Genomic DNA, 23,242 nt, shown 5'->3' on the forward strand with positions numbered 1-23,242 from the left:
GAGCGTGGTCGAACAGGAGGACGATCAGAGCAGGAAGTCGGCCTCACCCGACTTCACACCCGTCAGGAAGGTCGTGACTTCCAGGGATGTGAAGACCAGCGCGGGCCCTTCGGGGTCGGTCGACTGGCGGACGGCGACCCGCCCGTCGTCGAGCTTCAGCACCTCCACGCAGGCGCCTCCGGCGTCGTCGCTCCACGGCTTGGACCAGCCCTGGGCGCCCAGTTCGGGGGCGGGCATGCCGTTGTGTACGGGGCGTGTGGGGTGGTGCACGTCAGAGCTCCTTGCGAATAGCGCCGAGTTGGGCCTCGGTCTTGCCGGCGGGCGCCGCTTGGGCGCCCAGCCGGTCCAGGGCCTCGCGGTACACCACGACGTCGTCGCTCTTGTCCAGGTAGACGGCGCCCACCAGGCCGTTGAGATAGACGATGTCGGGCAGCTCGCGCGCCCGGAACCGGAAGAGGTGGAAGGCGCCGGCCCGCATCGCGGGGTGCGGGCCGTTCGCGAACCGCATGATCTGCAGGGTCACGTGCGGCAGCCGGTTCACCTCGATCAGATGGTCGACCTGTGCGCGCATGACGTCCGCGCCGCCGACCGGCCAGCGCAGCACGGTCTCGTCCATCACGACCCACAGCCGCGGCGGCGCCGGGCGGGTCAGCAGCTCCTGGCGGCGCATCCGCAGTGCGACCCGGCGTTCGGTCGCCTCGGCCTGGGCGTGCGGATTGCCGGCGCCGAGCAGGGCACGGGCGTAGCTCTCCGTCTGCAGCAGACCGTGCACGAACTGGTTCTCGTAGGCACGGATCTGCAACGCCGCCTGTTCCAGGCTCAGATAGGCGGCGAACCAGTCCGGCAGCACGTCCCGGTAGGTGTGCCACCAGCCGCGCTTGTTGGCCTCGCGCACCGACTTCAGGAAGGTGTCGATCTCCTGCTGGTCCGTCACTCCGTAGACCTGGAGCAGCTTCTCGGCGTCCGGGAGCCGGAGCCGGGCCACCTTGGCGGCCTCCATCCGGCGGATCGTGGAGTGGCTGACGCCGATCGCGGCACCCGCCTGCTCGAACGTGAGCCCGGCCCGGGTCCGCAGCTCCTCCAGCTGTCTGCCGAGGATCATGCGCAGCACGGAGGGAGCGCCGCCCCAGTCGGTTTCCGCGGTCACGCCCTACCCCCTCATGCCGTCGGCTCCAGGGCCACCGTCTCACGCGGTCAGTAACGGAATGCCATTCGATCATTTCCTGGCGAGAGCAGCATGCACCCGGCCAATTGCAAATTTCAACTTGTGGCTTGCGAGCAGTTGTCGGCGGGTGCCACAGTGGACCCACTGTCCACGGCACACCGAACGGTGCGGCGGAACGGCCCAGTTGGGGGAGGCCGTTCCACAACTCACCGACATGCGGCGCGTATTGCACCTCCGTCACCACCACGCGCATCCGGCCGACCCGACAGCTGTACGGCGATGACGCACATGGCAGACGAAAGGCGTACGGCGATGGCTCCGCCCTCCCTCCCCCACCCGGTGGACCACCTGCCCGGGCATGACCTCCCCGACCGCGCCACCACCGCGCGACAGGCCCTCCGCCTGGCCGGCGCCGATCCCCTCGACGCACTGCCCGGCCCGGAGCACCCGCTCCGGGCGCCGTCGAGGGCGACGCGCGCCCCGCAGTCACCCGGAGGCGAGTTCGCAGGTCGACTCCCCGGGCCGAAAGGCCCCGACCGCCTCGCCTCCGGGGATCTGCCCGCCCACCGGGCCCACACGTTCGTCCTGCCGGCGACCCCGGAATCGGCCGGTGTGGCCCGGCGCGCCGTGCGCCGGACGCTGACGTCGTGGCACATCCACGCCGACGACGTTGACAACGCTGTCTTGGTCACCTCCGAGCTGGTCACCAACGCGGTGACCCACTCGGGCAGCGAGCGGATCGTGTGCCGGCTGCACCTCGTCGGACGCCGGCTCCGCGTCGAGGTCGAGGACCAGAACCTCGGCTCCACGCTCCCGGCGTCCCGCCAGGCCTGCCCCGACGACCAGAACGGCCGCGGGCTCGTCCTGGTCGAGGCGGTCTGCGACGACTGGGGTGTCGGACCCGCCCCGAACCGCACGGGACGCGTCGTCTGGGCCGACCTGACGACGACCCCCTCCCCGCCCGTCCCGCCCACCCCCGCGACACCCCCCGCCCGGCCCGTCCCCCACTCGGCCGAAGGATCAGTCCCCCATGTTCCGACCGCACAGCCGTGACCCGCACCCCTGCCGCTCCGCCACGACGCTCCGTCCCGCCCCCGCCCGGGGCGACCGGCTCCGCCTGCCGATCCCGCCGCAGCTGCCCACGAGCCTCGGCTACGACGCCGTGGGCACCTCGCCGGAACACGGCGAGACCATCCTGGACGCGCTCCCCCGCGTCGGCTGCGTCTTCGCCGACGACCGGCACTGGTGGTGGATCGTCCCGTCCGGATCACACATCGGGATCACCTGGCCACCCAGCACGACGTACGCGATCGGCGCCCGGATGGGCGATCCGTCCTGGACGGCCACCCGTCCGAGGCCTGGCCCGAGCCACCCGCGGCTGCTGCACTCCCCCGCGGACGGCTCGCCGTACACGCCTCCGATACCGCTGTATTTCCTCACCTGCCGCCTCACCGGCAGCAGTCCGCGCTGGTCGCTCGGCGCAACCGAATGAAGAGCCACCGGTACGGCGCACTCCCCCGGCGCCGTACCGGTTTCCCAGCCTCCCGCCCGCGCCTACACTGACACCTCACGACGTGCTGGTTGACCTGCGAGAACGCTGCGGGGCGCCGAACCGACGGAGTGAGGAGCCACCCGTTGTTCTACTACCTGCTCAAATACGTCCTTCTCGGGCCGTTGCTCAGACTGGTCTTCCGGCCCCGGATCGAAGGGCTGGAGCATGTGCCGGCCTCGGGCGCGGCGATCGTCGCGGGCAACCATCTCTCCTTCTCGGACCACTTCCTGATGCCGGCGATCCTCAAGCGCCGCATCACCTTCCTGGCGAAGGCGGAGTACTTCACCGGTCCCGGCATCAAGGGCCGGCTGACGGCGACGTTCTTCCGCAGCGCCGGGCAGATCCCGGTCGACCGCTCCGGTAAGGACGCCGGCCAGGCCGCGATCCGCGAGGGCCTCGGGGTACTGAGCAAGGACGAACTGCTCGGCATCTACCCGGAGGGCACCCGCTCCCACGACGGCCGCCTCTACAAGGGCAAGGTCGGGGTCGCGGTCATGGCCCTCAAGGCCGGCGTCCCGGTGATCCCGTGCGCGATGATCGGCACCTTCGAGGCCCAGCCGCCGGGCAAGGTCGTCCCCCGCCTGCACCCCGTCGTGATCCGCTTCGGCGAGCCCCTCGACTTCTCCCGCTACGCCGGCATGGAGAACGAGAAGGCCGTCCTGCGGGCCATCACGGACGAGATCATGTACGCCATCCTGACGCTGTCCGAGCAGGAGTACGTCGACCGGTACGCGGCCGTCGTCAAGGCGGAGGCCTCGCAGAAGGCGGAGCAGCGGGAGCGCAGGTTCCGGCGCACGCCGCTGCGCTGACCCGGACCGTGCCGCCCGGCTCCTCTGCTCTGAGCCGAAATCCCTGGCCCGCCCCGTCGGCGCGGCCTACGGTCGCCCCCATGAGACGTGCTGTGGTGATCGGAGCGACAGGCCAGATCGGGCGCCCGGCGGTGCGTGCCCTCGCACGGGACGGCTGGGAGGTGACGGCCGCGTCCCGGGGCGGCGGACGGGACGAGACCTGGCCCGCGGAGGTGCGGGCGGAACGGCTGGACCGGAGCGACGACGCGGCGCTGGCCGCGCTGATCGGCGACGGCTGCGACCTCGTGGTCGACGTCGTCGCCTTCGGGCGCGAACACGCCCGGCAGCTCACGGACCTGGCCGGGCGGATCGGCTCGGCGGTGGTGATCTCCAGCGTGTCGGTCTACGAGGACGACAAGGGCCGCGGCTTCGACACCCAGGCCGAACCGGACGGCTTCCCCGAGTACCCGGTGCCCCTGCCCGAGAGCCTGGGCACGGTGGCGCCCGGCGACTCCTCGTACAGCACCCGCAAGGCGGCCCTCGAACAGGAACTGCTGGCGGCCGGCGACCGGTTGCCCACCACGCTGCTGCGCGCCGGGGCGGTGCACGGCCCGCACTGCCGCACGCCCCGCGAGCTCTACTTCGTCAAGCGCAACCTCGACGGCCGCACCCGCCGCGTCCTCGCGTACGGCGGCCGCAGCCGCTTCCATCCGGTGAGTGTCCACACCCTCGCCGAGCTGATCCGCCTCGCGGCGGCCCGCCCCGGCTCGCGCACCCTGAACGCCTGCGACGTGGAGGCGCCGCCGGTGCGGGACATCGCCACCGCGATCGACGCGGTGATGGGCGTCGAGACGGAGACCGTCCTGGTCGAGGGCCCGCCGCCCGCCCCCTCGGTGGGCGACAGTCCGTGGTCGGTCCCGGTGCCCGTGGTGTGCGACATGGCGGCGGCGGAGCGGGAGCTGGGGTACCGGCCGGTGGTGCGCTACGCCGAGACGCTGCCGGAGACCGTCGAGTGGATCGAGCGCCAGCTGTCCGGGCGGGACTGGAAGGAGGCGTACCCGAAGATGTTCCAGGCGTACGGCGATCTCTTCGACTACGCCGCCGAGGACGCCTGGTTCCGCGAGGGGCGGCCGGCGGGTGCGCCGGCCGCCCCTCGCGGCGTATGAGCGGACCTTACGGCCTGGGCGTGGCGTGCGGGGCGCACGTCACGTCCTTGGCGTCCAGCTCGCCGGTGAGCAGATAGGCGTCGACCCGGTCGTTGACGCAGGAGTTGACCAGGCTGGTGACCCCGTGCGAGCCCGCGCCCCTCTCGGTGATCAGGCGGGAGCCCTTGAACCGCTGGTGCAGTTCGAGGGCGCCTTCGTACGGCGTGGCCGCGTCGCGCTCCGACTGCACGATCAGGACCGGGGGCAGACCCTTGCCCGTCCGCACGTCCAGCGGGGTGTTCTGCTTGGCGGGCCAGGTGGCGCACGGCAGGTTCATCCAGGCGTTGGCCCAGGTCATGAACGGGTGGTCGCGGTGCAGCCGGGTGTTGTCGCGGTCCCACCGCTGCCAGCTGGTGGGCCACTTGGCGTCCGCGCACTCGACGGCGGTGTAGACGGCGTTGCCGTTCTCCGCGTCGGCGTTGCCCACGGTGTCGGACAGGTCCGGGGCGGCGGCGTCGACGAGGGCCTGGGTGTCCCCGGCGACATACTGGCTGAAGACGGTGGCGACCGGGACCCACGAGGAGTCGTAGTACGGGGCGCTCTGGAAGAAGGAGATCAGCTCGGCCGGGCCGACCACGCCGCCGAGGGGGTTCTTCTTCGCGGTGGCACGCAGCTGGAGCCACTTGTCCTGCACCTCGGCGCGGGTGTCGCCCAGGTGGAAGGTGGCGTCGTTCTTCGCGACCCAGTCCTGCCAGTCCTTCCAGCGCGTCTCGAAGGCGACGTCCTGGTCCAGGTTGGCCTGGTACCAGATCTTCTCCCGCGACGGGTTGACCACGCTGTCCACGACCATGCGGCCGACGTGGCGCGGGAAGAGCGTGCCGTAGACCGCGCCGAGGTAGGTGCCGTACGAGACGCCGAGGAAGTTGAGCCGCTTCTCGCCGAGCGCGGCGCGGACCACGTCCAGGTCGCGCGCGGTGTTCGGCGTCGTCATGTGCGGCAGCATGGCGCCGCTGCGCTCCTGGCAGCCCTCGGCGTACTCGCGGGCGAGCTTGCGCTGGGCGCGCTTGTCGGCCTCGGAGCCGGGCACCGGGTCGAGCTTCGGCGCCTTGACGAACTCCTGCGGGTCGACGCAGGAGATGGGCGCCGACTTGCCGACGCCGCGCGGGTCGAAGCCCACGAAGTCGTAGGCCTTGGCCACCTTGGCCCAGACGGCGTTGTTCGTGGTGACCCGGCGCGGGAAACGCAGTCCGGAGCCGCCGGGGCCGCCCGGGTTGTAGACGAGGGCGCCGAGGCGCTCCCGCTCGCCGCCGGTGTTGCCGATACGGTCCACGGCGAGTTTGATCTGCTTGCCGTAGGGCTTGGCGTAGTCGACCGGCACGGTGACCCAGCCGCACTGGATCGGCTTCTCCAGCCCCCAGTCGGCGGGGCAGTCCTTCCAGTCGACGCCGGCCCGGGCGGCGCGGGCCGCGGCGACCGCGACACCCCAGGACTCCTGGCCCTGACCGTGGCGGGCGCGTTCGGCGCCGTCGCCGGCGCTCGCGGTGGCGGTGGGCGCGGCCACCGCGCCGGCTATGAGCGTCGCCGCGACGAGCAGTCCGGCCGAACCCATGGCCGCTGTCCGCCTCTTCGGTCTGATGTCCCTCAAGTGGGGCCTCCCGTACACCGTTTCGATGAGTACGGGTGATCCTGTCCGCTGTGAGGTCGCCGAGAAAGGGGCCGTCGCCCTTCTTTGCCAATCCGATAACCGGATAGGCAAGTTCGCTGGCCGGATCGTTATCCGAACGTGGCCGACAGCTCGTCCAGCATCGCGTCCAGCGTACGTCGCAGGCGCAGCGCGTCCGGCGCGACCGCGGTCACCAGAGCGGCCGGTCCGGCGAGCGGCAGCACCGCGGCGCCCTCGCCCACGACCCGGGCCCGCACCGGATGCTCCGAGAACTCCGACCGCACGACGACCAGTTGCCCGACGGCGCGGGCTCCGCCGAGTCCGGCCGGGCCGTCCCAGCCGCCCGGCGCGCCCGGACCGCAGGACAGCTCCTGGTCGAGGACGGTCCGCCCGGCGATCCGCACCGACAGACGGCTGACGAGCCGGCCCGGTTCCTCACCCGCACGTCCGAGCACCTGCTCCTCGCGCAGGACGAGACGGGCGGCCGGACCCAGATCGACCCGGGTGCGCACGTGCAGGTCGCTGTCGCGCACGGAGATCAACTGCTCCGGCAGCCAGCGCAGTTCTCCGCCGTCCGCCACGGTCAGGCGGACGTCGTAGCGGGCCTCGCCCTTGGCCTGCCCCGGCAGCGCGCAGGTGGCGGCGGCGGACCCGACGTACAGCCGGGCCCCCTCCCCCACGCCGGCCTCGACCGTGAAGTGGTCGCCGCCGAGGGGGCCGCTCATCGCGCCGACCAGCATCACCCGGGCCTCGTCCGCGCTCCCCCGCGTCCGGCGCGGCGCCAGTGGCCCCTCGCCCGCCAGTACCGGCAGCGCCGTACCGCCGCGTCCGTCGGCGCGGGCGACGATCCGGGCGGTGGCGCGTACGCCGGTGGCCGTCGCGCTCACGCCGTCCACGCGGCGAGCCGCCCGCGCACCCACGCGGCCACGTCCCGAACCCCACGCTCGTCGCGCAGCGACTGGAACACGACGGGCAGTTCGGCGCGCTGGGCCTTGGCGTCGGCGGCCATCCGGGCCAGGTCGGAGCCGACGTACGGGGCGAGGTCGGTCTTGTTCACGACCAGCAGGTCGGCGGTGGTGACGCCGGGGCCGCCCTTGCGCGGGACGTCGTCGCCGCCGGCCACGTCGATGACGAAGACCTGCGCGTCGACGAGGCCCTTGGAGAAGGTGGCGGTGAGGTTGTCCCCGCCGGACTCGACCAGGATCAGGTCCAGCGGCCCGACCTCGTCCTCCAGGTCCTCGACCGCTTCGAGGTTCGCGGAGATGTCGTCCCGGATCGCGGTGTGCGGGCAGGCTCCCGTCTCCACGGCGGTGATCCGTTCCGGTGGCAGTACGGCCTCCCGGAGCAGGAACTCGGCGTCCTCGCGGGTGTAGATGTCGTTCGTGACGACCGCGAGGGAGAGCTCGTCCCGCAGCGCCCGGCAGAGCGCGGCGACGGTCGCGGTCTTCCCGGACCCCACGGGCCCACCGAGCCCGATCCGCAGGGCCCGCCGCCGCCCGTCGGGCCGACGGGCATCGGCGCTGACGGCGACGGCGCCGTGAGGGACGTGGTCGAGATGCATGACGACGGCTCCTTTCGGGGCGAGCCCCGGAGGGGGGAACGACGGACGGGCGGGGCGAAGCCCCTGAGCGGCAGGGAGGCGAGGTGGGCCGGGGCAAAGACACTGGGCAGGGGCGAGGCCCTGGACCGGACGCGAACCCCCCGGCAGGGGGCGGGCCGGGCCAGGGTGCGAAGCCCCTCGGCCGGACGCCAACCCCCAACAGGAGCCGAGCCGGAGCAGGAAGCGAAACCCCCGGCAGGGCGCGAAGCCCAGGCAGGGCGAAGCCCAGGCAGGGAGCGGGCTGGGGCAGGGCGAAGCCCGGGCAGGGGGCGGGTTGAGGCAGGAAACGAAGCCCCCGGCAGGGGGCCGGTGGTGGGGTGTGGGGGGGTCATGAGGCGAACAGGCGCGTGCCCCGGGCCGCATGGGCCTCCGCCCCGATCTCCAGCAGCGGTGCCGACGCCGCGGGCAGCATGTCGGCCCCGTCCGCGGCGACGTCCCGCGCCACCTCGGCCGCCCGGACGGCGACCCGGTCCACCTCGGGCGCCAGCCGGGCCAGCACCGCGGTCGCCTCGAACGGGTCCAGGCTCAGCAGCCGCACCGTCGCACCGGCCGGCCCGCTCACGCAGTCGTACGCCGCGCAGTAGGCCGCGTCGGCCGCCCCGAGCCCGGCCGCCCGCGCCACGAGCCCCAGCACCACCGGCTGGTGCGCCCCCTTGGGGAACGCCCGCGCCAGGTCGTCCAGCTCCCCGGACGGCCAGGTCGCCCGCGCGGCCCGCAGCAACTGCCGCCCCAGCCTGCGCGCCGCGCGCCGCAGCGCGGGGGACGGCGTCCGCGCGTCCGCCGCCGCGTCCAGTTCCACCGGGTCGACACCGAGCGCCGCCGACGCGGCGAGGGCGGCGGACACCAGGCCCGTCGTATGCAGCCGGCCCCGGCAGAACTCCTCCAGGCTCGCGGCGCCCGTGACGCGCCCCGCCCGCACCGCGGCCTCGGCCCCGCCGGAGTGCGCGTGCCCCCCGGCGGGGAAGCGGCCGTCGGCCAGCACCATGAGTGCCGCACGTGACATCTGCGCCGCCCCGTCTCAAAAGAGGAAGTACCGCTGGGCCATGGGCAGTTCGGCGGCCGGTTCCGCCTCGACCAGCTCCCCGTCGATGCGCACGGCGAAGCTGTCGGGGTCGATGCGCACGTCGGGCCGGGCGTCGTTCTCCCGCATGTCGGCCTTGGTCACCCCGCGCGTCGAGTCGATGGCGGCGAACCGCTTGCCGAGCCCGAGCCGCTCCGGCAGCCCGTCCTCGACGGCGAGCGGCGCCACGAAGTTCAGGGAGTTGGCGGCCGGCGCCCGCCCGATCGCCCCGTACATCGGCCGGGGCAGGACGGGCTGCGGTGTCGGGATCGACGCGTTGGCGTCGCCCATCTGCGCGTACGCGATCTGTCCGCCCTTGAGGACGAGGAGCGGCTTGACGCCGAAGAACGCCGGTTCCCAGAGCACGAGGTCGGCGAGCTTCCCGGTCTCCACGGAGCCGACCTCGCGCGCGAGGCCCTGCGCCAGCGCCGGGTTGATCGTGTATTTGGCGACATAGCGACGTACCCGGCGGTTGTCCGCCCGACCGTCGCCGGGCAGCGCGCCGCGCCGCCGTTTCATCACGTGCGCGGTCTGCCAGGTCCGCAGGACGACCTCGCCGACCCGGCCCATGGCCTGCGCGTCCGAGGAGATGATCGAGATCGCGCCCAGGTCGTGCAGTATGTCCTCCGCCCCGATGGTGGACGGCCGGATCCGGGACTCGGCGAAGGCGAGGTCCTCGGGCACCGCCGGGTTGAGGTGGTGGCACACCATCAGCATGTCGAGGTGCTCCTCGGCGGTGTTGACGGTGAACGGCCGCGTCGGGTTCGTCGAACTCGGCAGCACGTACGGCTCGGAGACCACGCTCATGATGTCCGGCGCGTGCCCGCCCCCCGCACCCTCCGTGTGGTAAGCGTGGATGCCGCGCCCGGCGATCGCGGCCAGGGTGTCGCCGACGAACCCGGCCTCGTTCAGGGTGTCGGTGTGGATGGCGACCTGGATGCCGGTGCGTTCGGCGACGGTCAGCGAGGCGTCGATGACGGCCGGGGTGGAGCCCCAGTCCTCGTGCAGCTTCAGCCCGAGGGCACCGCCACGGATCTGGGAGAGCATCGCCTCGTGCGAGACGGTGTTGCCCTTGCCGAGGAAGCCGATGTTGAGCGGGTACTGCTCCATCGCCTCCAGCATCCGGGCCAGGTGCCAGGGGCCGGGCGTGACGGTGGTCGCCTTGGAGCCCTCGGCGGGTCCGGTGCCGCCGCCGACGAGGGTCGTGACACCCGAGGCCAGCGCCTCGTCGGCGATCTGCGGGCAGATGAAGTGCACATGGGCGTCGATGGCCCCGGCGGTGAGGATCCGCCCGTTGCCCGCGACGATCTCGGTCTCCGGTCCGACGACCAGCGCCGGATGCACCCCGTCCATGGTGTCGGGGTTGCCCGCCTTGCCGATCCCGGTGATCCGGCCGTCGCGGATGCCGACGTCGGCCTTGACGATCCCCCAGTGGTCGACGATCACGGCGCCCGTGACGACGGTGTCGGGCGTGCCGTCCGCGCGCGTGGCACGCGACTGCCCCATGGACTCGCGGATGACCTTGCCGCCGCCGAACACCGCCTCGTCACCGGCGCGTCCGGGCCCGCCGCTGCGGTCCTCCTCGATCTCGATCAGCAGATCCGTGTCGGCGAGCCGGATGCGGTCACCGGTCGTCGGGCCGAACAGGTCGGCGTAGGCGGCGCGCGAGATCTCAGGCATCGAGGGCACCTCCGGTCTCCCCGCGCAGACCGATCACCACGCGGGCACCGGCGAGCGGGACGAGTGCGACGTCGACGGGGATGCCCGGCTCGAAGCGCACGGCGGTGCCCGCGGCGATGTCGAGCCGCTTGCCGCGCGCCGCGGCGCGGTCGAACTCCAGGCCGGGGTTGGCCTCGGCGAAGTGGTAGTGGGAGCCGACCTGGACGGGCCGGTCGGCCGCGTTGAGCACGGTGAGGCGGGTGACCTCGCGGCCCTGGTTGTAGGCGATCGGGCCGTCGGCGAAGAGGATCTCTCCGGGGATCATCGCGGCCGCCTCACACGATCGGGTCGTGGACGGTGACGAGTTTCGTGCCGTCCGGGAAGGTCGCCTCGACCTGCACGTCGTGGATCATCTCGGGGATGCCGTCCATGACGTCGTCCCGGGTGAGCAGTTTCCGTCCGGAGGCCATGAGTTCGGCGACCGTGCGGCCGTCGCGTGCGCCTTCGAGAATGTGTGAGGTGATGAGGGCGACGGCCTCGGGGTGGTTCAGTCTCAGCCCGCGGGCGCGGCGCTTCTCGGCCACGTCCGCCGCCAGGTGGATCAGCAGTCTCTCCTGCTCGTGCGGGGTCAGTTGCACGTGCCACCTCACATCCTCGCTCCGGGCCGTGCGGGGCCCGGTTGCCGCCGCCACCGGCCGGACTCCCCGACGGCGTGGAGGGGCACGCTAGTTGGCGTGCGTTTCGGGCACGTTAACCGAACTGTGACCCAGGGGCCGCGGCTGCCTGGTCCCGCATGCCCATCAGCGCGCGCAGTCCGTCGCGGAGGACCTCGACCGGGGCGGGCCCGAAGAGGGACTGCTGCGCGAGGAAGCCGATCACGGCGGCGATCATCGTGCGGGCCACACGGTCCGGTTCGACGTCCCGCGACATCATGCCGGCGCTCTGGTAGCTCTCGACGATCCGCGCCCAGGCCGCGCGCACCGAGGCGTACCCCTCGCCGAGGACGGCCCTCAGGTCCTCGTTGCGCAGGGTCTCCGCCCACACCTGGATGACCAGCCGCGGGAAGGCGGGCCGGCCGTCCACGGTGAGGTTCTCCCGGGCGGCGAGCGTCCGTCCGAGGACCGCCGCGACGAGCTCGTCCGGCGGCGGGGGCGGGCTCTGGCGCGCCGCCTCCTCGAAGGCCGCGCGGACCGAGCCGAGCACCTCGGCGACGATCGCCGCGATCAGCTCCTCCTTGCCGCTGAAGTAGCGGTAGACGGCGCCCGCGGAGAGGTTCACCTCCTTGAGCACGTCCTGCATCGACGTGGCGTGGAAGCCGTTGCGGGCGAAGCAGACGGCGGCGCCGTCGAGGATCTGCCGGCGGCGGGCGTCGAGGTGTTCCTGGGATACACGAGCCATGTCCCGAATGTAGAACGAACATTCTTTCTTGACAAGGGCACGCCCTTCGGCGCACGGTGGTGAAGCCAAAAACGAACGATCCTTCTTTTTGAGGCGTCCACCCTAGGGGGAACTCCATGTCCACGCCAACCGGCACGCAGCCCACCCGACCCGGCGCCCGGCAGGTCGTCGCGGTCGTCGTCCTCGTCCCGCTCGTGGCGGCGCTCGCGCTGTGGGCCTTCGCCTGGCCGGCCGCCCGGACCGCGCCGCACGACCTGCCGCTCGGTGTCGCGGGTCCGGCCACCGCCACCGCGCAGGTCGAGCGGCAGCTGGCACGGCATCCGGGCGCCTTCGAGGTCCACCGGTACGCCGACGAGGCCGCCGCCCGCGAGGCCGTCGAGGACCGGACGGTGTACGGCGCCGTCGTCGTCACCGCCCAGGGTCCCGAGCTGCTGACCGCCTCGGCCGCCGGCCCGGTGGTCGCGCAACTGCTCCAGCAGGCGATGTCCGCCGACGGCACCCCGCCGCGGACGGTGGACGTGGTGGCCGCCCCGGAGACCGACCCGCGGGGCGCCGCACTTGCCGCGAGCGTGCTGCCGCTGGCGCTGGGCGGGATCGCGGCGGGCGCGGCCGTCTCCGTGCGGGGGCTGCGCGGGATCCGGGCGGTGACCGCACTGGTGGGCGCGTCCGCGCTGGTCGGCGTCGGCGCCGCCGCGATCGCGCACAGCTGGCTGGGGGTCCTCACCGGGAACTGGTGGGCCGAGGCCGCCGTCCTCGGGCTGTCCACGCTGGCGGTGAGCGGCGCCGTCGCGGGGCTAGCCGCCCTGGTGGGCCGCGCCGGGATCGCCGTCGCTGGCGGCACGCTGATGCTGTTCGGCAACCCGCTCTCGGGGGCGGCGTCGGCGCCGCAGATGCTGCCCGAGCCCGCCGGGACGATCGGCCAGTGGCTGCCGCCGGGCGCGGGGACGACGCTGCTGCGCTCGGTGTCGTACTTCGACGGCGCGGCCTCCCTCGGCCCGGCTCTCACCCTCACCTGGTGGGCCGCGATCGGGCTCGGCGCGGTACTGCTGGGCAGCGCGCTGAAGTCCCGTACCGGGGCGGCGCGCGAGGTCGTGGCCGAGCGGGAGCCCGCGCCGGCACTCTGACCACGGACCGGCCGTGCGCCCCGCTGTAGCGGACGGGGCGCACGGCCTCTTCGCGTCCCGGCCGATCGGGTGACGGCCGGTCAGCCGGACCGTGTCGGCCGGCACGGCGTGCGACGGCGACCGAGTCGTGGACCGCGCGCCCGCCAAGGCGCCGGTGCGCGGAGATCGTCATGGAGCGCCACTTGTGCGCGCCGACGCCGTTGCACCGCGCTCCGACAGGTGCGGCAGGACCGATCCACCCGCCGCCGTCCCGGGTCACCGGGTGTCATGACGGTTCGTGCGGCCGGGAGTTGAAACGGACCAAAAGGGCTACCGCCGTCCGGATGACTTCCCCCTCCTTTTTCGGTGCCCTTGCGGTTGCGCAACGCGACCTGCCTCGGGGCGTGATGAGGCCTTCCGTCGCTGGTCCGGGGTGGCGTGGCGCCCTTGACACCGGTTCGAACAGGGGGATGTCCACCCGAACGGGTGAGTGGTGAGTAACGCCACAAATCCCCGATTGCGTTGGGATTTTCGGACTTCCGTGAGTCAAGATCCCTGACTGACGACAAGCCCCCGCCGCCGCGGCGGGGCGGTCCGGGCGGACGCCGAGTCCTGCCGCCGCCCGGATGACCGGTCGACAGGAGTGGATCGGCAGGAGTGGAGGACCCAAGCACGACGGGTCGCCGGAGCGCAATCTCCGAGCGTCCCTTGGGGTGAAGCCGTGGCAACGCGGCCGGGCTACTTCGCCAGCCCGAATCCGACAGGTCATCCTTCACAGGCGGCTGACGAAGGGTTGCGCATGACCGCGCTCAATCGTGTCCCGTCGCTGATGGCCCGTGCCGGTACGGCCTCGGCCCTCACCCTCGCCGCGGTGGGCGGCTCCGTCGTGGCTCCGGGCCTCGCCTCCGAGGCCGCGGCCGCCACGACGGCGACGAAGGCACTCCAGATCGCCGCCTCGAAGAAGGGCGCCCCCTACAGGTGGGGCGCCACCGGGCCGCGCAGGTTCGACTGCTCCGGGCTGACCCTGTACTCGTTCAAGAAGGCGGGCAAGAAGCTGCCCCGCACGGCCGCCCAGCAGTACAACAAGACCCGCCACATCGGGGCCAGGAGCCGCAAGGCCGGCGACCTCGTGTTCTTCCACTCCGGGTCGAACGTCTACCACGTGGGGATCTACGCCGGGAAGGGGAAGATCTGGCACGCCCCGAAGACCGGGGACGTGGTGCGGCTCCAGAAGATCTGGACCAAGAGCGTCTGGTACGGCCGGGTCAAGTGACCCCCGGGTGGCGGTGGCGGCGCCCGGAGGGGACGCCGCCGCCCCGCCCGTGACGCGGGCTCGGCACGACGCGTCGGCGGGTTCGCGCCGAGAACGACCCGCGGGACGCCCGTGACGCCCTCCGGGGCACGGGCGTCCCGCCGCCCGTGACGCCCTCCGGGGCACGGGCGTCCCGCCGTGCGGGGCTACGGCACAGGAGCCCCGGCTGGGGCCCGTGGCGCCGTCGGGCGGGCACAGGGCCCGGGGCGACGCGGACTCGCACCGAGGGCTGCCGCCGGGTCGCCCTGGACGACGAGGGCCCGCGCCGGCCCGCCCGAGCCCGGCAGTCCCGCCCGGCTCCGGCCCTCCGCGACCGCCGTGACGCCGCAACGTGCCCGTCCGTGCCGCCGGCTCCGTGTCCGGCCCGCGGCGCGTCGGAGCGCACAGCGCGTACCCCGGAGCGCCCGGCGCCGCTCCTCGCCGGATCCCCGCGTCTCTGCCCCCGAAGAGCTACGGCTCCTGCTGGCCGCCCAGGCGGGCCGGGACCGTCCAGGGCAGTTCGATGGACACCGTCTTGCCGCCCTCGCGGGTCAGGCGGACTCTGCGAACGTGCCCCTTCGTGCTGCCAGGTCTGTGTCCGGCCCGCGGGGCGTCGGAGCCCGCACGGCGCGTACCCCGGAGCGCCCGGCGCCGCTCCTCGCCGGATCCCCGCGCCTCTGCCCCCGAAGCGCTACGGCTCCTGCAGGCGGGCCGGGACCGTCCAGGGCAGTTCGATGGACACCGTCTTACCGCCCTCGCGGGTCAGGCGGACTCTGCAAACCTGCCCCTCTGTGCCGCCGGCTCCGTGTCCGGCCCGGGGCGCGTCGGAACCCGCACAGCGCGTACCCCGGGGCGCCCGGCGCCGCTCCTCGCCGGATCCCCGCGCCTCTGCCCCCGGAAGGGCTACAACTCCTGCTGGCCACCCAGGCGGGCCGGGACCGTCCACGGGAGTTCGATCGAGACCGTCTTGCCGCCCTCGCGGGTCGGGCGGACTCTGAGGCGGCCGCCGCATTCCGCGGCGAGCCAGCGGATGATGACCATGCCGCGGCCGTTGTCCTGCTGGACGGCGGCCGGAAGTCTTTTGGGGAAGCGCGGGTGACTGTCGGTCACTCCGATGCGGAGCTGCTCGTCGCGGTCGAGCCGCATCGCGACCGTGAAGGTGGGCGACTGACCGAGGGTGTGCTGGACGGCGTTGGTGGCGAGTTCGGAGATGATGAGCCTGATCGTGTCGGCCGCCTCGGTCTCCGGTGGCAGACCCCATTCCGCCAGGGTGCTGACGACGTAGGTCCGGGCTGTGGAGACCGAGGCGGGATCGCTCGGCAGAGTGACGGATGCTTCCAGATGGTCTGCCATGGCGACGTCGTCCCTTTCCCACGGGACCGCAGTCCGACACGGAGCGGATGGTTCGAGTACGGTCCCGGACTGGTGCTTCTTCGCCAGACTGCCACTCAAAGCCCGGTAGCGGTGGCGATCCACCAAGATATGCATATATCTGTCGCTCGAAGCGGTGAACTCTGCGACGGCAGAGCGTATTTGGGCGGCTCGGAAGGAGTAAGGAGTAGCCCATGCAGTACGGTCCCGCGGTGCGCCGCCGGAAACTGGGCGCCGAATTGCGCACACTGCGAGGCCGCGCGGGCCTCACGAGCGGTGAGGCGGCGCGGCTGGTGGGATGGCACCAGTCGAAAGTGAGCCGGATCGAGACCGGCGCGAGCGGCGTGAAACCGGCCGATGTGCGGTTACTCCTGGACGCCTACGGGGTGGACGACGCCCAACTCAGGGATCTCCTTCTGGCGTTGGCGGGCTCCGGCGGCGGTCAGGGCCGCGACCACTGGTGGCACGCCTACAAGGGGGTGCTGCCGCCCACGTACCGCGACTTCATCAGCCTGGAGTCGCAGGCCGGCGCCATGCGCACCCTGGAGACCTCCGTCGTCCCGGGACTGCTCCAGACTCCCGAGTACGCCCGCGCCGTGACCCGCGCCGCGGTGGAGGGACTGGCCGAGGACCGCTTGGACGCGCTGGTGGAGGTACGCCTGGCCAGGCAGGACGTGCTGCGTTCGCAGCCCCCGCTGGTGCTGAGCGCGGTGCTCGACGAGGCCGTGCTGCGCCGGGAGGTCGGCGGCCCGGAGGTGATGGCGCGCCAGCTGGAGCGGCTGGTGGAGGCCGCCCGCCTGCCCCAGGTGCGGCTCCAGGTGCTGCCCTTCGCCGCGGGGGCGCACATCGGCATCACCGGGCCTTTCGTTATCTTCTCATTTTCGAGCACTTCTGATCTGGATGTTGTGGTTCTCGACCACTTGACGAGTAGCCTCTACCTCGAAAGGAAAGAAGACGTAGAGGCCTACACGGAGGCCTTCAACGCCCTTCAGTTCCACGCCCTTTCACCCGAGGAATCGTTGGACTACATCGCCGGGATAGGTGACGGCGCGTAAGGAGGCACCATGACCGCACTGCCTCGGAACGTACCCTCCAGCACGCGACTGCTCGGTGTGCACTGGCTGCGCAGCAGCTACAGCACCGGCGCCAACAACTGCGTCGAGACAGCCCGGCCGGACCTGGGCCCATGGGCCGGCCTGCTCGCCGTACGTGACTCGAAGGACCCCGCCGGACCCGCGCTGCTCTTCTCCCCCGAGAGCTGGGCGGGATTCACGGCTCACCTCTGATCAGGTCGGATCATCCCTGATCGATTCCGAACAGCGCGACGCACGGCCGTGGTTCGCCGACTCATGGTCGCGTGTCGCCGATGACTCGTACAGCGCGTTCGATCTGGTCCCCGGAGAGGTCCGCGCGGGCCGTCAGCCGCAGCCGGGAGATGCCGTCGGGCACGGAAGGAGGTCGGAAGCAGCCCACGGCGAGCCCCTCGGTACGGCAGTCGGCCGCCCAGCGCACGGCGCTCTCCGGGGACGGCGCGCACACCGAGACGACCGCGGCGTCCGGCCGTACCGCCTCCAGGCCCAGCGCCGTCAGCCGGGAGTGCAGTTCACCGGCCACCGCACGCGCCCGCGCCGCGCGCTCCGGCTCACCACGCAGCAGCCGCAGTGCCGCCAGCGCCGCGCCCGTGGCGGCGGGAGCCAGACCGGTGTCGAAGATGAACGTCCGGGCCGCGTTGACCAGATGGTCGATCACCCGTGCCGGGCCGAGCACCGCGCCGCCCTGACTGCCCAGCGACTTCGACAGCGTGACCGTGACGACCACGTCGTCCGCGCCCGCGAGCCCCGCGGCGTGGGGCGCGCCGCGGCCGCCGTCGCCGAGTACCCCGAGGCCGTGCGCGTCGTCCACGACCAGCCCCGCGCCGCTCTCCCGGCACGCCTGCGCAAGGGCGGTCAGGGGAGCCTCGTCCCCGTCCACCGAGAAGACCGTGTCGGACACGGCGACCGCCGGTCCGTCGTGGGTGCGCAGCGCCTTGCGCACCGCCTCCGGGTCGGCGTGCGCGACCACCTGTGTGGTGCCCCGGGCCAGCCGGCAGCCGTCGATGAGCGAGGCGTGGTTGCCCGCGTCGGAGACGATCAGTGAGCCGTGCGGCGCCAGCGCGGTGACCGCGGCGAGGTTGGCGGCGTAGCCGGAGGAGAAGACGAGCGCCGCCTCGAAGCCGCAGAACGCGGCCAGCTCGCCCTCCAGTTCCGTGTGCAGCGCGGTGGTGCCCGTGACCAGGCGCGAGCCGGTCGCCCCGCCGCCCCACGTCCGCGCCGCCCGCGCGGCGCCCTCGACGACCTCGGGGTGCCGGGCCAGACCCAGGTAGTCGTTGCTCGCCAGGTCCAGCAGCGGCGAGTCCGCCGGGCGCGGCCGCAGGGTCCGTACGAGTCCGGCGCCCCGGCGCAGCTGTGCCTGCTCGTCGATCCAGCCGAACGCCATGGGGTCCGTCCTCCGGTGTTTTTGTAGGCAGTGAACAGACACTAGCGGTACCCATCGGGGCGCAGGGTGTGGCAATACCCACACGTCGAACACGCGGGGTTGTGCGAAGTCTCCTCTTGGCCCGAAGCGGTGCGTTAGGACAGGATCACCTTCATGGACCTGCTGAACACGCTGGTGGACAAGGGGCTTCGGCGCGAGACGCCGACACGCGAGGAAGCGCTGGCCGTCCTCGCCACTTCCGACGACGACCTGCTCGATGTGGTGGCCGCGGCCGGCAAGGTGCGCCGCCACTGGTTCGGCCGAAGGGTGAAACTCAACTACCTGGTCAACCTCAAGTCGGGCCTGTGCCCGGAGGACTGCTCGTACTGCTCCCAACGGCTCGGCTCCAAGGCCGGGATCCTCAAGTACACGTGGCTGAAGCCCGGCGAGGCCTCCGAGGCCGCCGCCGCGGGGCTCGCGGGCGGGGCCAAACGGGTCTGCCTGGTGGCCAGCGGTCGCGGGCCGACCGACCGGGACGTCGACCGGGTCTCCGAGACGATCAGGACGATCAAGGAGCAGAACGAGGGCGTCGAGGTGTGCGCCTGCCTCGGTCTGCTCTCCGACGGGCAGGCGGAGCGGCTGCGCGATGCGGGCGCCGACGCCTACAACCACAACCTGAACACGTCCGAGGGAACGTACGCGGACATCACGACCACCCACACCTACGCCGACCGTGTCGACACCGTGCAGAAGGCGCACGCGGCGGGCCTGTCGGCCTGCTCCGGTCTGATCGCGGGGATGGGTGAGTCGGACGAGGACCTGGTCGACGTCGTCTTCTCGCTGCGCGAGCTGGACCCCGACTCGGTGCCGGTCAACTTCCTGATCCCGTTCGAGGGCACGCCGCTCGCCAAGGAGTGGAACCTCACCCCGCAGCGCTGTCTGCGGATCCTCGCGATGGTGCGCTTCGTGTGCCCGGACGCCGAGGTGCGCATCGCGGGCGGCCGCGAGGTCCATCTGCGCACCATGCAGCCCCTCGCCCTGCACCTGGCCAACTCGGTCTTCCTGGGCGACTACCTCACCAGCGAGGGCCAGGCGGGCAAGGCCGACCTGGAGATGATCGCCGACGCCGGGTTCGAGGTGGAGGGCGCCGATCAGGTGACGCTGCCGGAGCACCGGGTGGGCGGCGGCTGCGGGTCGCGGGAGAGCGGGCAGGGCGAGGGCTGCGGGTCCCACGGGGACGCCGGGTGCGGGTCCCACGAGGCCGGCGCGTGCGGGTCGCACGAGGGCGGCGGGGTCTGCGGGTCGGCACCTGCCGCGCAGGCGGCCGAGCCGCGTACGGACCTGGTCGCGGTACGCCGCCGGGGTGCCGGAACGGACCTTGCGCCCAATGCCTGACCTGTCCGTGCCGGAGCTGCTGGACCTCGACCGGCGGCACGTCTGGCATCCGTACGGCCCCATGCCCGGCCGGCAGGAACCGCTCGTCGTGGAGTCGGCGAGCGGGGTCCGGCTGCGGCTCGCGGACGGCTCGGGCGAGCTGATCGACGGGATGTCGTCCTGGTGGTCGGCGATCCACGGCTACAACCACCCGGTGCTGAACGAGGCCGCCCGCGCACAGTTGTCGCGGATGAGTCACGTGATGTTCGGCGGGCTCACGCACGAGCCCGCCGTGCGGCTGGCGAAGCTCCTTGTCGACATGTCTCCTGACGGTCTGGAGCATGTGTTCCTCGCCGACTCCGGGTCGGTGTCGGTCGAGGTCGCGGTCAAGATGTGCCTGCAGTACTGGCGTTCGCTCGGCCGGCCGGAGAAGCACCGCCTGTTCACCTGGCGGGGCGGCTACCACGGCGACACCTGGCAGCCGATGTCGGTCTGCGACCCCGACGGGGGGATGCACGAGCTGTGGACCGGGGTGCTGCCGCGCCAGGTCTTCGCCGACCCGCCTCCGGCCACGTACGAGGAGTCGTACGCGGAGCGGCTGCGCGCGGCGATCGAGCGGCACGCCGGTGAACTCGCCGCCGTCGTCGTCGAACCGGTGGTGCAGGGCGCGGGCGGGATGCGGTTCCACTCCCCCGCGTATCTGCGCGTGCTGCGCGAGGCGTGCGACGCGCACGACGTGCTCCTGGTGTTCGACGAGATCGCGACCGGCTTCGGCCGGACGGGCGCGCTGTTCGCGGCGGAGCACGCGGGCGTGTCGCCGGACGTGATGTGCGTCGGCAAGGCGCTGACCGGCGGTTACCTGACCATGGCGGCGACGCTGTGCACGCCGCGGGTGGCCGAGGGCATCTCGCGGGGCGAGGTGCCGGTGCTGGCGCACGGGCCGACGTTCATGGGCAATCCGCTGGCGGCCGCCGTGGCCTGCGCCTCGATCGAGCTGCTGCGCGGTCAGGACTGGCGCGCGGAGGTCAAGCGGATCGAGGCGGGGCTGCGTGAGGGCCTGGCACCGGCCGCGGACCTGCCCGGGGTGCGTGAGGTGCGGGTCCTCGGCGCCATCGGCGTCGTCCAGCTCGACCACGAGGTGGACATGACGGCGGCGACGCGGGCCGCCGTGCGCGAGGGCGTGTGGCTGCGGCCGTTCCGCGACCTCGTCTACACGATGCCGCCGTACGTCACGGACGACACGGACCTGGCACGGATCGGGCGCGCGGTGTGCGCGGCCGCGCGGGAGGGATGACATGCCGATCCTGGTGATCACGGGGACGGGCACGGAGGTCGGCAAGACGGTCACGACGGCCGCGATCGCCGCGTCGGCGAGGGCTGCTGGGCGTTCGGTCGCGGTGCTGAAGGCCGCGCAGACGGGCGTACGGCCCGAGGAGCCCGGGGACGTCGAGGAGGTGGCGCGGCTCGCGGGCCCGGTCACGACGGCCGAACTGGCACGTTATCCGGAGCCGTTGGCGCCGGGGACCGCGGCGCGGCGCGCCGGGCTGGCACCGGTGCACCCGCACGAGATCGCCGAGGCCGCCGCCAAGCTGGCCACCGAGCACGATCTGGTGCTGCTGGAGGGCGCCGGCGGGCTGCTGGTGCGGTTCGACCCGGCGGGCGGGACCCTGGCGGACGCGGCCGGGCTGCTGGCGGCGCCGGTGCTCGTGGTGGCGACGGCGGGGCTGGGCACGCTCAACACCACGGAACTGACGGCGCGTGAGGTGCGCGCCCGGGGGCTCGACCTGGCGGGCGTCGTGATCGGCAGCTGGCCGGCCGCACCGGACCTCGCCTCGCGCTGCAACGTCGCCGATCTGCCGGAGGTCGCGGACGCGCCCCTCCAGGGCGCCCTGCCCGCCGACGCGGCGACGCTGACGCCGGAGGCCTTCCGCGCGGCGGCACCGGCATGGCTGGCCCCGCGACTCGACGGCTCGTGGGACGCGGAGGCGTTCCGAGTCCGGGAGGGCCCACGCCCGTTCGCCTGATCCCCGGCAGGACCGCCGCTCGGCGGGTCGGGGCACCGGGGCCCTCGGCCCTCCGACCCGCCGACCGACGCGAGGCGGTGAACCGCCGCCGAGCGCCTCGCCCGACCGCGCGCAGGCCGCCGAGATCCCCGGTACGACCTTGGCGACAGGGTCGTCACCCGTCGGCCCCGTGGCGCCATGGCCGCCGGCAGCCCCCTCGCACATGTCGCGACGGCGGCGAGGGCGAGCAGGCGGAGGTGGCACGAGGGGCCGCCGCCGCGGCCCGTGGGGAAAGCCGCCCCGTCGGCCACCAGGACACCCCTCCCCGTGCTCATCGATCGCGCGGCCCCGCGGGCAGGCCGGCCGAGACAGCCGGAAAGTGCCGTCCGGCAGTTGAGCAGTCGGCGAGTCCGCGCGCCGCGGGCTTCCCGGGGCGCGGCCACCCTGCGCCGCCACGTGGGTTTCCGCGGTATGTGTCGGAGGGGGGTGTGCCGGGCCTGTCCGGGGGACAATTCCGGTACTGCCCGTCCTGCCCGGGAGGTCTCCATGCCGCTTCGGTCCGCCGGTACCGGCAAGGTGGCACGGGATCCCGTGCACCACCCGCTGTTCGCCCGCTACTACGCCCGCGTCAGCGTGGCCGCCGAGACGCGGATGGGTATGGGCGGGATACGCGAGCGGCTGCTGGCCGGGCTGTCCGGCCGGGTGATCGAGATCGGCGCGGGCAACGGGCTGAACTTCGCGCACTACCCGGGCACGGTCGCCGAGGTCGTCGCGATCGAACCGGAGCGCGGCCTGCGGAGGCTGGCGGTGGAGAACGCCCTGCGTTCCGACGTGCCGGTCGACGTGGTGCCGGGTGTGGCGGAGGCGCTGCCGGTCAAGAGCGAGGGCTTCGACGCGGTCGTGCTGTCGCTGGTGCTGTGCAGCGTGCGGGACGTGCAGCGGGCCCTCGGGGAGGCGCGGCGGGTGCTGCGGCCGGGCGGCCAGCTGCGGTTCTTCGAGCACGGGCGGGGCGGCGGCCGCGTCATGGGCCTCACGCAGCGCGCCCTGGACCGCACGCTGTGGCCGGCGCTGACCGGCGGCTGCCATCTGTCCCGTGACCCGCTGGGCGCGGTCCGCGGCGCCGGCTTCGAACTCGGCCCGCACCGGCGGATGCTGATGCCGGAGAAGGGACCCGCGCTGCCCACGTCGTTCTGTGTGCTGGGCACCGCGTGGCGGCCGCAGCAGTAAAGGCGTCCGCCTCACAGGCTCCACTGGCGCAGCTCGCGCGCGATGTCGTGCACCGACGCCTCACCGCTCTTGACGAGCCGGGCCAGATCGCGCACCTGCTCGGGCGAGGTGACGACCTTGGCACCGCTCGCGACGAGGTAGGCGTACGCGACGGCGCAGGCGAACAGCGCGTTGGACCGCTCCAGCGCCGGCACGTGGATCAGCAGCTGGAGCAGTGCCGCGGCGCGGGCGTGCGGGGTGTCGTAGACGGGGACGTCGAAGATCTCGGCCTGGTGGCGGGCGACGGCGGCGACGAGTGCTCCCCAGTCGGTGACCTGGGGATCCCCCGGCGTGTTCTGTTCGGCGAGCATCAGGAGCCAGGCGAGGTCGATGGTGAGGTCGTTCAAGGG

The 23,242-nt window shown here is 73.1% G+C and carries 25 protein-coding genes and 1 riboswitch; of the genes, 12 read left to right on the forward strand and 13 right to left on the reverse strand.

The window, feature by feature from the left end:
• Window positions 1-24: 24 nt before the first annotated feature.
• Window positions 25-237 carry a DUF397 domain-containing protein gene (locus ACIP2X_RS14225; RefSeq protein WP_401672367.1) on the reverse strand — a complete coding sequence of 71 codons (213 nt, stop codon included), beginning with the start codon at window positions 235-237 and terminating at the stop codon, window positions 25-27.
• A 34-nt stretch (window positions 238-271) separates the two neighbouring features.
• Window positions 272-1,147: a helix-turn-helix domain-containing protein gene (locus tag ACIP2X_RS14230; protein ID WP_401671878.1), complete on the reverse strand. Its 876-nt coding sequence runs from the start codon at window positions 1,145-1,147 to the stop codon at window positions 272-274.
• Window positions 1,148-1,453: 306 nt separating this feature from the next.
• Here ACIP2X_RS14230 and ACIP2X_RS14235 point away from each other — a divergent pair, with 306 nt between their 5' ends.
• The 4 genes from ACIP2X_RS14235 (at window position 1,454) to ACIP2X_RS14250 (ending at window position 4,671) form a co-directional block, all read left to right on the forward strand.
• Window positions 1,454-2,218: an ATP-binding protein gene (locus ACIP2X_RS14235; RefSeq protein WP_401671881.1), complete on the forward strand. Its 765-nt coding sequence runs from the start codon at window positions 1,454-1,456 to the stop codon at window positions 2,216-2,218.
• Entirely contained in the window at window positions 2,196-2,657 is a 462-nt protein-coding gene (locus ACIP2X_RS14240; protein WP_401671884.1) for a hypothetical protein, read from the forward strand. Before ACIP2X_RS14235 ends, ACIP2X_RS14240 begins: the two co-directional genes overlap by 23 nt.
• Before the next feature lie 143 nt (window positions 2,658-2,800).
• On the forward strand, window positions 2,801-3,526 hold the full coding sequence (locus ACIP2X_RS14245; protein ID WP_401671887.1) for a lysophospholipid acyltransferase family protein: 726 nt from the start codon (window positions 2,801-2,803) through the stop codon (window positions 3,524-3,526).
• Between the two features lie 80 nt (window positions 3,527-3,606).
• The gene (locus tag ACIP2X_RS14250; protein ID WP_401671890.1) at window positions 3,607-4,671 is read left to right on the forward strand and encodes an NAD-dependent epimerase/dehydratase family protein; all 1,065 of its coding nucleotides are present in this window, start codon (window positions 3,607-3,609) and stop codon (window positions 4,669-4,671) included.
• Between the two features lie 7 nt (window positions 4,672-4,678).
• Here ACIP2X_RS14250 and ACIP2X_RS14255 read toward each other — a convergent pair whose 3' ends face one another.
• From ACIP2X_RS14255 to ACIP2X_RS14290, 8 genes are all read right to left on the reverse strand, one after another.
• A complete protein-coding gene (locus tag ACIP2X_RS14255) occupies window positions 4,679-6,259 on the reverse strand; it encodes an alpha/beta hydrolase (RefSeq protein WP_401671892.1) in 1,581 nt (526 codons plus the stop codon).
• Between the two features lie 164 nt (window positions 6,260-6,423).
• Window positions 6,424-7,209, reverse strand: a complete 786-nt coding sequence (locus ACIP2X_RS14260) for an urease accessory protein UreD (protein WP_401671895.1) — start codon at window positions 7,207-7,209, stop codon at window positions 6,424-6,426.
• Window positions 7,197-7,874 carry an urease accessory protein UreG gene (gene ureG / locus ACIP2X_RS14265; RefSeq protein WP_401671898.1) on the reverse strand — a complete coding sequence of 226 codons (678 nt, stop codon included), beginning with the start codon at window positions 7,872-7,874 and terminating at the stop codon, window positions 7,197-7,199. The genes ACIP2X_RS14260 and ureG overlap by 13 nt, the downstream gene beginning before the upstream one ends.
• Window positions 7,875-8,241: 367 nt before the next feature.
• Window positions 8,242-8,916 (reverse strand): urease accessory protein UreF, encoded by a 675-nt coding sequence (locus ACIP2X_RS14270; RefSeq protein WP_401671901.1) that lies wholly within the window; start codon window positions 8,914-8,916, stop codon window positions 8,242-8,244.
• A gap of 15 nt (window positions 8,917-8,931) precedes the next feature.
• Window positions 8,932-10,653 (reverse strand): urease subunit alpha, encoded by a 1,722-nt coding sequence (locus tag ACIP2X_RS14275; protein ID WP_401671903.1) that lies wholly within the window; start codon window positions 10,651-10,653, stop codon window positions 8,932-8,934.
• Complete coding sequence (locus ACIP2X_RS14280) at window positions 10,646-10,957, reverse strand: urease subunit beta (RefSeq protein ID WP_401671906.1); 312 nt, start codon at window positions 10,955-10,957, stop codon at window positions 10,646-10,648. The genes ACIP2X_RS14275 and ACIP2X_RS14280 overlap by 8 nt, the downstream gene beginning before the upstream one ends.
• Before the next feature lie 10 nt (window positions 10,958-10,967).
• Window positions 10,968-11,270, reverse strand: coding sequence for an urease subunit gamma (locus tag ACIP2X_RS14285; RefSeq protein WP_401671909.1), 303 nt, complete (start codon window positions 11,268-11,270; stop codon window positions 10,968-10,970).
• A gap of 112 nt (window positions 11,271-11,382) precedes the next feature.
• On the reverse strand, window positions 11,383-12,030 hold the full coding sequence (locus tag ACIP2X_RS14290; protein WP_401671911.1) for a TetR/AcrR family transcriptional regulator: 648 nt from the start codon (window positions 12,028-12,030) through the stop codon (window positions 11,383-11,385).
• A 116-nt stretch (window positions 12,031-12,146) separates the two neighbouring features.
• On the opposite strand from ACIP2X_RS14290, the gene ACIP2X_RS14295 reads away from it, so the two are divergent.
• Together ACIP2X_RS14295 and ACIP2X_RS14300 are read left to right on the forward strand one after the other, a co-directional pair.
• The gene (locus ACIP2X_RS14295) at window positions 12,147-13,154 is read left to right on the forward strand and encodes an ABC transporter permease (protein ID WP_401671914.1); all 1,008 of its coding nucleotides are present in this window, start codon (window positions 12,147-12,149) and stop codon (window positions 13,152-13,154) included.
• A gap of 572 nt (window positions 13,155-13,726) precedes the next feature.
• A riboswitch (cyclic di-AMP (ydaO/yuaA leader) is annotated at window positions 13,727-13,929 on the forward strand.
• Between the two features lie 3 nt (window positions 13,930-13,932).
• Entirely contained in the window at window positions 13,933-14,406 is a 474-nt protein-coding gene (locus ACIP2X_RS14300) for a C40 family peptidase (RefSeq protein ID WP_401671916.1), read from the forward strand.
• A gap of 921 nt (window positions 14,407-15,327) precedes the next feature.
• On the opposite strand, the gene ACIP2X_RS14305 is transcribed toward ACIP2X_RS14300, so the two are convergent.
• Window positions 15,328-15,777 (reverse strand): ATP-binding protein, encoded by a 450-nt coding sequence (locus ACIP2X_RS14305; RefSeq protein WP_401671918.1) that lies wholly within the window; start codon window positions 15,775-15,777, stop codon window positions 15,328-15,330.
• Between the two features lie 212 nt (window positions 15,778-15,989).
• Between ACIP2X_RS14305 and ACIP2X_RS14310 the strand changes: the two genes are divergently transcribed.
• On the forward strand, window positions 15,990-16,850 hold the full coding sequence (locus tag ACIP2X_RS14310; RefSeq protein WP_401671920.1) for a helix-turn-helix domain-containing protein: 861 nt from the start codon (window positions 15,990-15,992) through the stop codon (window positions 16,848-16,850).
• Between the two features lie 9 nt (window positions 16,851-16,859).
• The gene (locus ACIP2X_RS14315; RefSeq protein WP_401671923.1) at window positions 16,860-17,081 is read left to right on the forward strand and encodes a DUF397 domain-containing protein; all 222 of its coding nucleotides are present in this window, start codon (window positions 16,860-16,862) and stop codon (window positions 17,079-17,081) included.
• A 61-nt stretch (window positions 17,082-17,142) separates the two neighbouring features.
• Here ACIP2X_RS14315 and ACIP2X_RS14320 read toward each other — a convergent pair whose 3' ends face one another.
• A complete protein-coding gene (locus ACIP2X_RS14320; protein ID WP_401671926.1) occupies window positions 17,143-18,270 on the reverse strand; it encodes an 8-amino-7-oxononanoate synthase in 1,128 nt (375 codons plus the stop codon).
• A 153-nt stretch (window positions 18,271-18,423) separates the two neighbouring features.
• On the opposite strand from ACIP2X_RS14320, the gene bioB reads away from it, so the two are divergent.
• The 4 genes from bioB to ACIP2X_RS14340 all read left to right on the forward strand — a co-directional run bounded on the left by bioB (window position 18,424) and on the right by ACIP2X_RS14340 (window position 22,853).
• Window positions 18,424-19,644, forward strand: a complete 1,221-nt coding sequence (gene bioB / locus ACIP2X_RS14325; RefSeq protein WP_401671929.1) for a biotin synthase BioB — start codon at window positions 18,424-18,426, stop codon at window positions 19,642-19,644.
• Window positions 19,637-20,917, forward strand: coding sequence for an adenosylmethionine--8-amino-7-oxononanoate transaminase (locus tag ACIP2X_RS14330; RefSeq protein WP_401671931.1), 1,281 nt, complete (start codon window positions 19,637-19,639; stop codon window positions 20,915-20,917). Before bioB ends, ACIP2X_RS14330 begins: the two co-directional genes overlap by 8 nt.
• A 1-nt stretch (window position 20,918) precedes the next feature.
• Complete coding sequence (gene bioD, locus ACIP2X_RS14335) at window positions 20,919-21,647, forward strand: dethiobiotin synthase (protein WP_401671933.1); 729 nt, start codon at window positions 20,919-20,921, stop codon at window positions 21,645-21,647.
• Between the two features lie 525 nt (window positions 21,648-22,172).
• Complete coding sequence (locus tag ACIP2X_RS14340) at window positions 22,173-22,853, forward strand: class I SAM-dependent methyltransferase (protein ID WP_401671936.1); 681 nt, start codon at window positions 22,173-22,175, stop codon at window positions 22,851-22,853.
• An 11-nt stretch (window positions 22,854-22,864) separates the two neighbouring features.
• Here the strand turns inward: ACIP2X_RS14340 and ACIP2X_RS14345 are convergent, their stop codons facing one another.
• The gene (locus ACIP2X_RS14345; protein ID WP_401671938.1) at window positions 22,865-23,239 is read right to left on the reverse strand and encodes a fic family toxin-antitoxin system, toxin component; all 375 of its coding nucleotides are present in this window, start codon (window positions 23,237-23,239) and stop codon (window positions 22,865-22,867) included.
• Window positions 23,240-23,242 lie beyond the last annotated feature (3 nt).

The sequence above is a fragment of the Streptomyces sp. NPDC089424 genome (genome assembly GCF_044749345.1).
Classification (GTDB): domain Bacteria; phylum Actinomycetota; class Actinomycetes; order Streptomycetales; family Streptomycetaceae; genus Streptomyces.